The sequence below is a fragment of the Nocardia sp. NPDC058058 genome (genome assembly GCF_042885355.1).
Lineage (GTDB): Bacteria > Actinomycetota > Actinomycetes > Mycobacteriales > Mycobacteriaceae > Nocardia.
Map to the genome: position 1 here is coordinate 1,327,264 of NZ_JBHVSA010000003.1, position 12,353 is coordinate 1,339,616.

General features: G+C 65.3%; 16 protein-coding genes. 11 read left to right on the forward strand and 5 right to left on the reverse strand.

The window, feature by feature from the left end:
- The first annotated feature begins 140 nt into the window (after positions 1-140).
- From ACFVUS_RS29970 to ACFVUS_RS30000, 7 genes are all read left to right on the forward strand, one after another.
- Positions 141-827, forward strand: a complete 687-nt coding sequence (locus ACFVUS_RS29970; RefSeq protein ID WP_387773823.1) for a hypothetical protein — start codon at positions 141-143, stop codon at positions 825-827.
- Between the two features lie 153 nt (positions 828-980).
- A complete protein-coding gene (locus ACFVUS_RS29975) occupies positions 981-3,491 on the forward strand; it encodes an arylsulfatase (protein WP_387773826.1) in 2,511 nt (836 codons plus the stop codon).
- A gap of 141 nt (positions 3,492-3,632) precedes the next feature.
- Positions 3,633-4,157, forward strand: a complete 525-nt coding sequence (locus tag ACFVUS_RS29980) for a DUF4188 domain-containing protein (protein ID WP_387773829.1) — start codon at positions 3,633-3,635, stop codon at positions 4,155-4,157.
- 162 nt (positions 4,158-4,319) lie between these two features.
- Positions 4,320-4,520 (forward strand): three-helix bundle dimerization domain-containing protein, encoded by a 201-nt coding sequence (locus tag ACFVUS_RS29985; RefSeq protein ID WP_387773832.1) that lies wholly within the window; start codon positions 4,320-4,322, stop codon positions 4,518-4,520.
- A gap of 111 nt (positions 4,521-4,631) precedes the next feature.
- Positions 4,632-4,931, forward strand: coding sequence for a hypothetical protein (locus ACFVUS_RS29990; protein WP_387773835.1), 300 nt, complete (start codon positions 4,632-4,634; stop codon positions 4,929-4,931).
- A 143-nt stretch (positions 4,932-5,074) separates the two neighbouring features.
- The gene (locus ACFVUS_RS29995) at positions 5,075-5,959 is read left to right on the forward strand and encodes an SDR family oxidoreductase (RefSeq protein WP_387773838.1); all 885 of its coding nucleotides are present in this window, start codon (positions 5,075-5,077) and stop codon (positions 5,957-5,959) included.
- Between the two features lie 130 nt (positions 5,960-6,089).
- Positions 6,090-6,212 (forward strand): hypothetical protein, encoded by a 123-nt coding sequence (locus tag ACFVUS_RS30000; RefSeq protein WP_387773841.1) that lies wholly within the window; start codon positions 6,090-6,092, stop codon positions 6,210-6,212.
- 69 nt (positions 6,213-6,281) lie between these two features.
- On the opposite strand, the gene ACFVUS_RS30005 is transcribed toward ACFVUS_RS30000, so the two are convergent.
- Complete coding sequence (locus ACFVUS_RS30005) at positions 6,282-6,893, reverse strand: TetR/AcrR family transcriptional regulator (RefSeq protein ID WP_387773844.1); 612 nt, start codon at positions 6,891-6,893, stop codon at positions 6,282-6,284.
- Between the two features lie 79 nt (positions 6,894-6,972).
- On the opposite strand from ACFVUS_RS30005, the gene ACFVUS_RS30010 reads away from it, so the two are divergent.
- A complete protein-coding gene (locus tag ACFVUS_RS30010; protein ID WP_387773847.1) occupies positions 6,973-7,755 on the forward strand; it encodes an SDR family NAD(P)-dependent oxidoreductase in 783 nt (260 codons plus the stop codon).
- Between the two features lie 64 nt (positions 7,756-7,819).
- Positions 7,820-8,455, forward strand: coding sequence for a hemerythrin domain-containing protein (locus ACFVUS_RS30015; protein ID WP_387773850.1), 636 nt, complete (start codon positions 7,820-7,822; stop codon positions 8,453-8,455).
- Positions 8,456-8,467: 12 nt separating this feature from the next.
- Here ACFVUS_RS30015 and ACFVUS_RS30020 read toward each other — a convergent pair whose 3' ends face one another.
- The 3 genes from ACFVUS_RS30020 to ACFVUS_RS30030 form a co-directional block, all read right to left on the reverse strand.
- On the reverse strand, positions 8,468-9,103 hold the full coding sequence (locus tag ACFVUS_RS30020) for a class I SAM-dependent methyltransferase (protein WP_387773853.1): 636 nt from the start codon (positions 9,101-9,103) through the stop codon (positions 8,468-8,470).
- Between the two features lie 88 nt (positions 9,104-9,191).
- Positions 9,192-9,536: a hypothetical protein gene (locus tag ACFVUS_RS30025; protein ID WP_387773856.1), complete on the reverse strand. Its 345-nt coding sequence runs from the start codon at positions 9,534-9,536 to the stop codon at positions 9,192-9,194.
- A gap of 133 nt (positions 9,537-9,669) precedes the next feature.
- Positions 9,670-11,100 (reverse strand): PLP-dependent aminotransferase family protein, encoded by a 1,431-nt coding sequence (locus ACFVUS_RS30030; RefSeq protein ID WP_387773859.1) that lies wholly within the window; start codon positions 11,098-11,100, stop codon positions 9,670-9,672.
- Between the two features lie 46 nt (positions 11,101-11,146).
- On the opposite strand from ACFVUS_RS30030, the gene ACFVUS_RS30035 reads away from it, so the two are divergent.
- Positions 11,147-11,632: a carboxymuconolactone decarboxylase family protein gene (locus tag ACFVUS_RS30035; protein WP_387773862.1), complete on the forward strand. Its 486-nt coding sequence runs from the start codon at positions 11,147-11,149 to the stop codon at positions 11,630-11,632.
- Between the two features lie 51 nt (positions 11,633-11,683).
- Positions 11,684-11,911, forward strand: coding sequence for a SelT/SelW/SelH family protein (locus ACFVUS_RS30040; RefSeq protein ID WP_387773865.1), 228 nt, complete (start codon positions 11,684-11,686; stop codon positions 11,909-11,911).
- A gap of 13 nt (positions 11,912-11,924) precedes the next feature.
- On the opposite strand, the gene ACFVUS_RS30045 is transcribed toward ACFVUS_RS30040, so the two are convergent.
- Positions 11,925-12,341 (reverse strand): arsenate reductase ArsC, encoded by a 417-nt coding sequence (locus ACFVUS_RS30045; protein ID WP_387773868.1) that lies wholly within the window; start codon positions 12,339-12,341, stop codon positions 11,925-11,927.
- Between the last annotated feature and the right edge of the window lie 12 nt (positions 12,342-12,353).

Genomic DNA, 12,353 nt, shown 5'->3' on the forward strand with positions numbered 1-12,353 from the left:
ATACCCGCACGCGGTTTCTGTCGCGGAAGACAATGCCGGGCCCGGGATTTGTTCGTTCGATGCAGTGACTCAGACGGTGGCGGGCATCGATACTGGTGGCGCTGTCGCAGAGTTTTCGGGGTTGTAAGGGGATATTGAAGGTGCGCAACACATTTCGCGATCCGGGCATTGCCGACGGCGAGCTGTCCCGGTATGTGGTGACGGTCGGGGACGATCCGGCCGAGTATCAGATGTCCGCGCTGGTAGAACATGACGGCGAATCGAGTTATCGCACGAATCTGACGGTGGAACTGCCGGACGATTTCAGCATGCGGGTCGCGCAGATCTTCGACCGCTCCGGGGGCCGGTTGTCCACGGTCAGCTACACCGCCGAGAGCAAACTGGGCGATACCGTGGTCAGTCGCGAGGAGGGCAATTTCGCGGGCACCTCACATCTGCAATTCGGCGGCAAGGTCGAACCGTTCCCGAGCCCGCTCACCTCGCTGCTCGGCGGCGCGACGACCTTCCGGGGGCTCGATTTCACCAAGGGGGCCAAGGCGACGATCAGCCTGTGGCTCGCGTATTCGATCCACTGGCCGGTCGAGGTCAAAGTCGAGAAGCGCACCACCATCGATATCGCCGCGGGCAGATTCGATGCCTGGCAGGTGAAGGCCAAACCCAGCTTCGCCCACATCAATGGCCTGCTGGACAAGGTGATCCACGGCATCCTGCCCGCGTTCACCTTGCATTTCGAGGCGGCCGCCCCACACCGGATGCTGCGCTTCAGCTTCCCGACCGGCCCGCTCCCGTGGGATCCCAAGGGCTTGGCCCAACTCGCCGAAGCCTGATCGGGTCCGGCTCGCATGGCTGTGCGACTTCGAATAGATTGGCGAATATTCGGCAATTGCTAATAAATGCCAATTGATATCGGTTTGGCAACTCGCTGACGTGCATCAGCGAATGTTCAGCGAACCAACCGGTCGGTGCATAGCCTCGTGACTATGACGCCGTCGGATCGCGAGCAGTCGTCTTCGGAAAATCCTGGTGTGGAGCCCGCCCGTGGCAAATTGTCGAGGCGTTCGATTCTGGGCGGGTTCGCGGCGGCGGGGATGGGCGCGGCCGCGGTCCCGTTCCTGGCCGCGTGCGACAAGAACGGCGGTGACGGTCCACCCGGGTACGGCACCGGCATCAACGACGGGTTCGACGGCAAGATCGAACTCGATGTGCGGGACTCCACGCCGGACTGGAAACCGTTCGAGATCAAGAAGGCCCCGGACGGCGCGCCCAATGTCCTGGTCGTGCTGTTCGACGACACCGGGCTGGCATCGTGGTCGCCCTACGGCGGGCGCATCAATATGCCTGTGCTGCAACGGCTTGCCGATAACGGCCTGACCTTTACGCAGTGGCACACCACCGCGCTGTGCTCGCCGACCCGTTCCACCTTCCTCACCGGGCGCAATCACCACGTGAACCGGTCCGCCTCGATTACCGAAGGGGCCGAGGGATTTCCGGGCGCGGCGGGCCGCCTACCTGCCCAATGCGCGACGGTCGCACAGGTGTTGCAGGACAACGGATATGCCACCTTCTGGATCGGCAAGGACCACAACGTCCCCGAAGAGGATGTCTCGAGCGGCGGCAGCAAGTCCGAATGGCCGGTGCAGAAGGGATTCGACCGCTTCTACGGCTACCTCGGCGGTGAAACCAATCAGTGGTATCCGGATCTGGTGGAGGACAACAGGTTCATCGATCAGCCCTACGGTCCCGAACAGGGCTACCACCTGTCGAAAGACCTGGCGGACAACGCCATCAAGATGCTGCGCGATCAGCGGTCGACCAATCCGTCCAAGCCCTGGTACATGTGGTTCTGCCCCGGGGCGAACCACGCTCCGCATCACAGCCCGGCCGAGTACGCCGAGAAGTACCGCGGCCAATTCGATGACGGCTACGAGGCGTACCGAACCTGGGTATTGCAGCGCATGATCGACAAGGGCATCATGCCCAAGGGCACCGCGCTGACCCCGATCAATCCCTTGCCGAAAGACGTTGCGCTGGACGCGGATGCGGTGCGGCCGTGGGATTCGCTCAACCCCGACGAGAAGCGCCTCTTCTCCCGCATGGCCGAAGTATTCGCCGGATTCTCCGAGTACACCGACGCCCAGGTCGGGCGCATCGTCGACTATCTCGAACAGACGGGACAGCTGGACAACACCGTCATCTTCTACTGCGCCGACAATGGCGCGTCGGGGGAGGGCTCGCCGAACGGTTCGGTCAACGAGAACAAATTCTTCAACGGCTATCCCGACGACCTCAACGAGAACCTGAAGTACATTGACCGGCTCGGCAGCCCCGACACCTACAACCACTACCCGACCGGCTGGGCGGTCGCGTTCTCCACCCCGTTCCAGATGTTCAAACGCTATTCGCAGTTCTCCGGCGGCACCTGTGATCCGCTGGTCATCCACTGGCCCAAGGGAATCAAGGCCAAGGGGCAGATCCGGCACCAGTATCACCACTGCACCGATATCGTGCCCACCATCTTCGAGGTGACCGGGATTTCGATGCCGGAGGAGTTCCGCGGCGTCAAGCAGTATCCGATCAACGGGGTGTCGATGCGATACACCTTCGACGACGCCGATGCCGCCACGAAGAAGAAGCGCCAGTACTACGCCATGCTCGGCACCCGCGGGATCTGGCAGGACGGCTGGAAAGCCTCCGCCGTACACGCCGCGCTCAGCGACAAAGGGCACTTCAACGATGACAAGTGGGAGCTGTACCACGTCGACGAGGATCGCTCCGAGTCGAAGAACCTCGCCGACCAGAATCCGGACAAGCTCCGTGAACTGCGCGACGCCTGGGATGAGGAGGCCAAGAACAACTTCGTACTACCGATCGACGACCGCCCCGCGGTGGACCTGTTGGGCGTCGAACGCCCGCAAGCGGAACCGCCGCGCGATCGGTACGTCTACTATCCCGACGCCTCCCCGGTTCCCGAAGGCGTGGCGGCCAATATCCGCGGCAAGTCCTACAAGATCATCGCCAGCGTCGACCTCGCCCCCGACGCCCAGGGAGTGATCTTCGCGCACGGCTCCCGCTTCGGCGGCCACACCCTGTTCGTCAAGGACGGCACCCTGCACTACGTCTACAACTTCCTGGGCATCGAACCCGAACAGGATTACATCGCCTCCGCGCCGCTGAGCCCCGGCAAACATACTCTCGGCATGGAGTTCACCCGCGAGAAGTCCGGCCAGTACGGCGAATCCCTCGGTAGTACAACGCTTTACATCGATGACCAGCCTGTCAACAAGGGTGCGATGCGCGCCCAGACCGGCAAATTCACCCTCGCCGGTGACGGCCTGTGCGTCGGCTACGACAGCGGTGACAGCGTGTCCCAGCAGTACCGCACCCCGGGCACCTTCACCGGCGGAACCATCCAGAACGTCACCATCGATGTCGGCAAGGAATCCTTCACCGACCTGCAACGAGAGGCCGCGGCCGCCCTGGAGCGCAACTAGCGGACTCGTGTGAAAACAGCTGCCGCCCCGTGGTTCTCGCGTGTACGGGGCGGTCCGCCGTAACCCCGGAGATCCGACTGCGGGGTACCACACAGAAATGAGTACTGCGCTCGAGCCGGGTTAGGGCGTTGAATGGTTCACATGGGAACACCGGTGAATCGGCAGACCGTGGACTTGTCCGGATACCCCGATCTGATCGTCATCTACCTGGGCATGCGGGTCAACCGACTGTACGGGTTGCGAACGCTGCTCGGCTTCGGACCGAAGATCGCGACCTCGGTACAGGACCAGCCCGACGGCCTGCTGCTGCACGAAACCGTTGTCTACTCGCTGTTTCCGGCGAATGTCGGCATGCGCCAGTACTGGCGGGATATGGACTCGCTCCTGGCCTTCGCCCGATCGGAACCACACCGCCTGTGGTGGCGAGACTTCCTGCGCGACAGCGGCGGAACCGGATTCTGGCACGAAACCTATTCCATGGCAGGGGGAATGGAAGCGGTCTACGACGACGTCCCCGAGGCGATCGGATTCCTCCGCTTCGCCCCCAACATCCCCGCCCGCGGCCCGATGTTCGGATCCGCCGCCCGATTGCGCCGCGAGGACACCGCCCAACCCCCCGTCCCCGAAGCCGACCTGTACGGGTTATCGCCTGACACAGGCGAATAGGCGAGTTGCTGAGCGGCGTGCTCCGTCCCATCAATGGCACGTCGCTCCCGGCCATTCGAAGTGAAATCAACTGGGAGCCAGTCGAAACGAGCAGTCGATGCAACAATCCCCGAATCGGACAAAGGGGGTTGCCGGTTCGGCTACCGTGAAACATCATGAGTCGTGGCAGCAATCGCTGAGCAACAGCAAATCGACGAACTTCTCCTGCGCCTCGAGCGGAAATATCCCCGCGCCACCACCGAAATGGTCACCGTGGTCGTGCGCTCAGCCCACAGCCGCTTCGCGAACCGCCCAGTCCGCTACTTCATCCCCCTACTTGTCGAGCGAATCGCAGACCGCACCCTCGACACAGCCACCCGCTGAACGGCCGCTCGTATATGCGAAAACCCGGATATGGCCCAGGCCCGCGTCTACTGACCACACACGGAAAGCCGTCCCACGATCTTGTCCGCTCACAACCGTAGAGTCGCACCCGTGTCTGTAAACGTTCACCTCTCGTTGTACATCGAAAAGCTCACCTCCCCAGCCGAAGCCGACGCCGTCGAGGCCGCCGTGCAGCAGGTGCTGGAAGACCACGGCATCCACTCATGGATGTACGTCGGCGCATTCCACAACCCGCCATGGGTCAAGGTCAGCAGCGAACACGGCCCGATCATCATCCGAGGCTTCGGCGAATGGCAACCGGTCTTCGAACGAGACCTCACCACGGCCATCCGCGATATCGCGCCCGACGCGGATATAGATCTGGAGTGGGGCTACCCGGACGAGCGCTGAACCCCAGCCGCCACAGAGATCCTGCCTCGGCTCGTTGTCGAGTGAGGGCTCGGCGCGATTGCGAAAATGAGTGACGGGACTTTAGTCCCGTCACGATGCTACGGTGATGGGACTGAAGTCCCATCACTCTCGGAGGTAACGCCATGCATGTCTTCGTCACCGGTGGCAGCGGCCTGGTCGGGTCGACCGTCATTGCCGAACTGGTCGGCAACGGGCACTCTGTGCTCGGGCTTGCGCGGTCGGATCCTTCGGCCGCGGCGTTGACTGCGCTTGGGGCGGAGGTGATTCGCGGTGATCTCAATGATCTGGCGGTGCTTCGTGCGGGTGTGGCGCGTGCCGATGGTGTGATTCATCTGGCGTTCGATCACAGCGGATTCAGTGCCCCTGATGCGCTGGCCGCGGCGGTCGCGCAGGAGGGTGCGGCGATGGCGGCGCTGGGGGAGGAGTTGGTTGGTAGTGGCCGGCCGCTGGTTACGGTGTCGGGTACGCCTGCGGTGGACGGGCGCGCGTCCGTCGAGGGCGATCCGTCGGTGACCGACGGGCCCGTGGGTGGGCGTGGGCATTCGGTGAATGCGGTGTTGGAGTTGGCGGCTCGGGGGGTGCGTAGCGCGGCGGTGCGGTTGCCGCGCACGGTGCATAACGAGGGTAAGGGTGGGTTTGCGGGGATGTTGACCGATATCGCTCGTCGCACAGGGGTTTCCGGTTATCCGGGTGATGGCGCTCAGCGGTGGCCCGCGGTGCACGCGCTCGATGCGGCGGTGCTGTTCCGGCTGGTGCTGGAGAAGGCGGAGCCCGGAACCGTATGGCACGCCGTGGACGATGAGGGTAATGCCGTGCGGGATATCGCGGGGGTCATCGGCCGTAGGCTCGGTCTCCCGGTTCAGTCGGTGCCGCAGGAGACTTTCGGTCCGCTCGGCCCCATTTTCGCCTTTGATCAGCCGTCATCGAGCGCCCACACCCGCCACACGCTGGGCTGGGAGCCCAAGCATCCGGGCCTGCTGGAGGATCTGGAGAACATTCAGCCCTGATCGTCTGGCAGGTCGCTCGGCAAATGTGGTGCAGCCCATATTCATTTCAGGAATGAGAGTGTGTCACTCTAGGTTTCAGCGCTAGGAGAGCGGCAGTGTGGCCGACGGACCTTCCGAGGAGGGAGTGCTCATGTCAATGGCCATTATTGTGACGATCGGTGTGCTGACGCCGATTACCGGCGCGATCGCCGCCTACGCGACCGTCGCCGCCACCTACTGGTGGGAGAAGCGCAGCAGTCACACCCCGGGTTGATTCCCCCGAATGCCGTCATCGAGACGGCGACTGCGATTGCGCCTCAACCGCACCCGATAGCAGACGCCGCTACGCGTTCACCCCGAGCACGGTGATCGCGAGATCGGTGATCGCCGGAATAGCTTCGGACAAATCGCCTTCCGCGCCAACCATGGTGTCGAACGTCTCGAAGCTGGTGAGGGCCAACAGGATTCGCAGCTGAGCATCGATGCCCCCGTCGACGGGCTTGGTGTCGGTGAAGCGAGCCGCCAGCACCGCCAGGCCTTCGCGGCGTCGGTCGTCGCGGGCGCTGATAACCGCGTGCACGTCGGCGTCGAGTGCGGCCAGGGCGCGGAGCCGGCGCATGGCGGGGCGGTCGGCCTGCCAGAAGCGGGCGAAGCAGGAGATGAATTCGGTGAGGGCCGCGTGCGGGTCGGGGTCGGTGAAGGCTTTGACCAGTTCGGTGAGTCCGCCTGCCGCGCCGAGGTCGTCGCAAACCGCTTCCAGCAGACCGGTTTTGGATTTGAACTGGTAGTAGACGGTGGCGCGGGCGACGTCCGCGCGTTTGGCGATCGCGTCGAGGGTGAATCCGGTGTAGTTGTCGGCACCGCCCAGCACTTCCCGCGCGGCGTCGAGCACCTGTCGGCGGCTCTGCTCGATCTGCGCGGTGCGCTTCCCCAGGTTGTATTGACGCGGGCTCATGGCCTTGACAGTACCTGGCGATGCTGATTTATTCATACAGACCGTCTAACTAAATGAGTGCGGACGAAAGGACAGAGGCGTGACCACTTCGGGCCTCATAGTGATGGCCAGTCATCCGGATCTGGCCGGTAAGACCGCCGTGGTGACAGGCGGTTCGCGTGGAATCGGCGCGGCCACCGCAATTGCCCTGGCCCGCAACGGAGTTGCCGTAACCGTGGTGGGTCGTGATCGGAGCGCGCTCGACGGCGTCGCGACCGCGATCACCGATTCGGGCGGCCAAGCGCTGGCGGCCGTGGCCGATTGCACCTCGAAAGCCGACCTGGACCGGGTGCACGCCCAGGTCCTGGACCGCTTCGGCGGCGTCGACATCGTGATCGCCTTCGCCGGTGGCTACGGCCAGCCGGTGCCCTCGGCAGCGGAAACCGCCGAGCATTGGCGGCAGGTCGTGGACTCCGATCTCACCGCGACCTTCCTGACCATCTCCACCTTCCTGCCGGAGTTGACGGCGAGTCGCGGCACGGTCGTCACCATGGCCTCATCAGCCGGCCGACAGGCGTCCCGCGCCGCGGCCGCATACGCCGCGGCCAAGGCGGGCGTGGTGGGAATGAGTCGCCATCTGGCAAATGAGCTTGCGCCACTAGGGATTCGGGTCAACTGCATCGCACCCGCCACGATCGAGAACGAGCGGCTTCGGCGCGTGATGTCCGACGAACAACGTGACCAACTGGCGCGCACCTATCCGCTGGCACGGCTCGGAACTCCCGAGGACATCGCCGCCGCGACCCTGTTCCTGGCCTCCTCCGCGTCCGCGTGGATCACCGGCATCACGCTCGATATCACGGGCGGCTCGGTCATGCCGTGACAGCGCGTCCTGTTCCAAACACGCATCGCAGCCCAAAACAATTGCACGAGAACGGTTCAAGACAATGCTGAACGATCACAGACCCGCCACGAAGATCGACTTCTTCGGAATGTACCTCGCGCACGACGCCTGCATGCGCGACCTGATCCGACTCACGGCCGCCGTCGCCGAGAACCGCCTGGGCGAGCGATCGGTGCGCATCGGGTGGGAGACCTTCCTGCGCCAGCTCGACCGGCATCACAGCACCGAGGACGCCGCCCTGTGGCCGCTGGTGCGCGCAGCGGCCGATGATCCCGCGGATCTGGCGATCCTGGACGAGATGGAGGCCGAGCACGAGGGCATCGTGAATCTGCTGTCCAAGGTGGAGTACGGCGTCGCCAATTCCGTTCCCGCCGAACGATTGCGGTCCGATGTGGACGCCCTGGCCGCGGCGCTCGATACGCATTTCACCCATGAGGAACAGGTGGCCCTGCCGCTCATCGACCGCACGGTCGGCGGCCGCGGCTGGGCCGCGTTCGGTGAGGAGATGCGCAAACGCAATGGCACCCGCGCCATCACCGAGTACCTGCCGTGGGCGCTCGACGACGCGGCGCCCGAATCCAAAGCAAAGATGCTCGGTTTCATGCCCACCGCGGTTCGGGGCCTGTACCGCTTCGTGCTCGAACCGCGCTATGCCAGCCGCCGTCGCGGCTGGATCTGACCGTCGGGGCGATCAGGTGGCGGTGTTCTCGCTCCGAGGGGTGTGGGAGAACACCGCCACCAGAAAGTCCGAAGTATCGGCGAAGGGGCGCAGATCCCAGGTGGCGAGTTCCAAATCCAGTGTGAGACCGGCTTTTTCGGCATCGGCGCGGAATTCGGGGAAGTCGTAGCCGCGATCGGCGCCGAAGCCGGTGACCACGCGTCCGGTCGGGGCGAGATGTGCGGCGAAGCCGGAGAGCACCGCCGCGCGGGTGGATGGCGCGAGGAAGGTCATCACATTGCCCGCGCACACGATGACATCGAAGTCGCCGTCGACACCGCGCGCCGGCAGATCCAGTTCGGCCAGATCCCCGACCAGCCAGGTCGGGCCGGGATAATCCTGCTCGGCCGCGGCGATCAGCACCGGATCGACATCGACGCCGACCACGGTATGGCCGACCCGATGCAGATACCCGCCCACGCGCCCCGGCCCGCACCCGGCGTCGAGCACCCGGCTACCCCGATCGAGCATGGCATCGATCATCCGTGCTTCCCCGGCGATATCGGTGCCCTCGGCTGCCAGGGTCCGGAATCGCTCGACATACCAGGCCGAATGCGCGGGATCAGCGGCGACGAGCTCCTCCCAATGGCTGGGGGTACGACCGCTCATCGTCAGCTCCTCCTGGTTCGGACCGGGTGTCGGCTCCACTGTGCCACCACCCGCCCCTGCGCCCGCGATCGCCCGCCTGCCGACGGGGTCAGACGACGTAGGCGGAAATCTGTGGATTCGGCAGTGGTGAGGGTTCGCCGGGAGTCGGCGGTTCGGGGAAGGGCCGCACGGGTTCGGCGGGTGTGGGCGGTTCGGGGAACGGCCGCGCGGGCTCGGGAACAGGCGGCACCGGCGAGGGTGCGGGTGGCGCGGGCACCGGCGACGGTGGTGCGGGCACGGGTTCGACGGGCGGTACCGGTGGCACCGGCTCGGGCGGGTCCAGCGGTGGATTCGGCAGCACATCCGCATGCCAGTTCAGGTCGGTCATGACCTGATTGAGACGGATGAGGGTGGCTTGCGCCTCCGCGCCCTCACCATAGGATTCAGCGTGCATCGCGGCCTCCTCGAATAGTCGACGTCCTCCTGAAAAAGTGACATCACCGCCGTTCCCGGAATGCCCGGGTTCAAACAATCGCTTGGAAATCTCAGTCGCACAGCGGGATTAGCTTGCCGAACGGTGTGCCGGTCTAGCCCCAGGACAATGCGCGCACCAGGGCATCCAGCGCGTGCGGATAGGCGCTGTCCGAGGGTGCGCCGAATCCCACGACAATCCCCTGCGGCCGATTCGATGCGTCGGTCGAGGACAGCCACATGCCGGACAGCCCTTCGATGTCCAACCCGTATTCCCTTGCACGGGAAAGGACTTCGTCCTCGGTGAGCCCGGCGGGCTCGAGCCGGATCAGCGCGTGCAGTCCGGCGGCGATCCCGGCGAGCGCGAAACCGGTGAGCGGGCGGCCCGCTCGGGGTGTGAGGCGGTCCGCGAGCAGATCGCGGCGGCGGCGATAACGCAGCCGCGATGACCGAATGTGCCGGTCATAGGCGTGCGAGGTGATCATTTCGGCCAGGGTGAGTTGCCCGAGCGTCTCGGAGTGATTGTCGGCGAGGCGTTTCGCCTCGGCGACCGGGCCGACCAGGCGGGGTGGGAGCACCATCCACGCCAGGCGGAGCCCGGGACCGAGCGTTTTGGAGGCGGTGCCGAGGTAGACCACATGATCGGGCGCAATGCCCTGGATCGCGCCGACCGGTTGCCGGTCGTAGCGGAATTCACCGTCGTAGTCGTCCTCGATCACCAGCGGCCCGGTGCGCGCCCAGTCGGCCAGATGCTGTCGCCGTCGCGGGCTCAGCGTCGAGCCGAGCGGGAACTGGTGGCTCGGTGTAATCACCGCCGCCCCAACGGAATCGAAAGCCGCGCTGGAGAGCAGGTGCACCTGGGCACCATCATCGTCGACCGGCAGCGGTGCCACGGCGGCACCGGCCGCGCGCACCGTATCGCGGAACGACGGGATGTACGGGTCCTCCATCGCGATGGTGGTCGTGCCCGAATCAGTCAGCACCGTGGTCAGCAGCGCCAACGCCTGCTGCACACCGGAGGTGATGACGATCCGGTCCGGTGTGGCCAGCACCCCGCGAGTGCGGCCCAGATAGTCGGCCAGCGCGGAGCGCAGTTCGATTCGCCCGCACGGGTCGCCGTAGCCGAATGCCTCCGAGGGCGCGCGATCGAGCGCTCGGCGGGCCGCCCTGAGCCAGACGGCGGTGGGGAAACGGCTGACATCCGGGCTCCCGGCGCGCAGCGTGTGTCGCGGTGCCGCAACCGATTTCGGCCTATGACCGGGTGCCGCACCGTGGGTGCCGACGGTGTCGGCGACCCGCGTACCCGACCCCTGTTTCGCGATGAGATGCCCCTCGGCCGTGAGCTGGTCATAGGCCGCGCTGACCGTTCCGCGCGACAGCCCGAGCTCGGTGGCCAGGGTGCGAGTGGAAGGCAGACGCACCCCCGCGGCGAGGCGTCCGTCCCGGATGGCCTCGCGCAACGCCTGCTCCAACCCCGCCCGCCGACCCGAGTCCGACGCGACGGGCAGGTGCAGGTCGACATCCAAAGTGGACCAATAACTAGGCATTGAATTGGCTCCTCACACTGAGCCATTATCGGCCTACCGTCGAAGTATGACAACGACATCGAGCACCTACATCCTGCCGACCACCCGCCTCGCGATCGATGAACTGGCCCCGGAAATGGCCAAGGCCCTCAACGGTCTCGAGCGCGCTTCGCAGCACACGGCGCTGGAGAAGCCGCTGCGCGAACTGGTGAAATTGCGCGTCGCTCAGATCAACGGCTGCGTCTACTGCGTCGATATGCACTCGCGTGACGCGGTGGCGGGCGGCGACACCTGGCGTCGCGTGAACCTGGTCGCGGTATGGCGCGAGGCCCCGTTCTTCACCCCGCGCGAGCGCGCCGCCTTCGCTCTCGCCGAGGCGATGACCCGGATCGCGGATGGCGAAGTGAGCCAGGGAATTTGGGACGACGCCGCGGCTCAGTTCGAGGAGAAGGACCTCGCCGATCTGGTATGGCACATCGCGCTCATCAACACCTGGACCCGCCTGGGCGCGACCGCCCGTCCCTGGACCCTGTCCGGCGACGAAAACGCCTGAGACACAACGCTCGACATACAACGCTCGACACACAACCGAGGGAGTTCGATCATGTCCACCGTCGTCATCACCTACTGCAAACCCTGCGGCTATCTCGGCCGCGCCCAGGCCGCCGCCGAGGCGCTCGGCACCCAACTCGGCATCGCGCCGGAACTGGTGCCGGGCAAGGGCGGCGTCTACCGCGTCACCGTCGACGGCGAAGTCGTGGCCACCAAGTCCCGGCAGGGTTTCCCCACGCCCGAGGTGATTGTCGAGGCGGTCGCCGAGGCCATCGCCTGAATGCCGGGCCTCGCTATGCGCCGGGAGCGAGACCGAGTTCGATGAGCAGGTCCCGAATGCGGGCGCGAATGTGATCGCGAATAATTCGGACCTGCTCGATCCCCTGACCTGCGGGGTCGTCCAGTGTCCAGTCGCGGTACGAGACGCCCGGAAAATACGGGCAGGTGTCGCCACAGCCCATGGTGATCACGATCGTCGAGGTTTCGACGGTGTCGGGAGTGAGGATCTTCGGGGTCTGGCCGGTGATGTCGATTCCGACCTCGGCCATGGCCTCGACGGCGATCGGATTGACGGCGTTCGCGGGTGTCGTTCCGGCGGAACGGACTTCGACTCGATCGCCCGCGAGCCGGGTGAGGAAGCCCTGTGCCATCTGTGAGCGTCCGGCGTTGTGGACGCAGACGAACAGCACGCTCGGCTTATCGGATGTCATTGCGGGATAGCG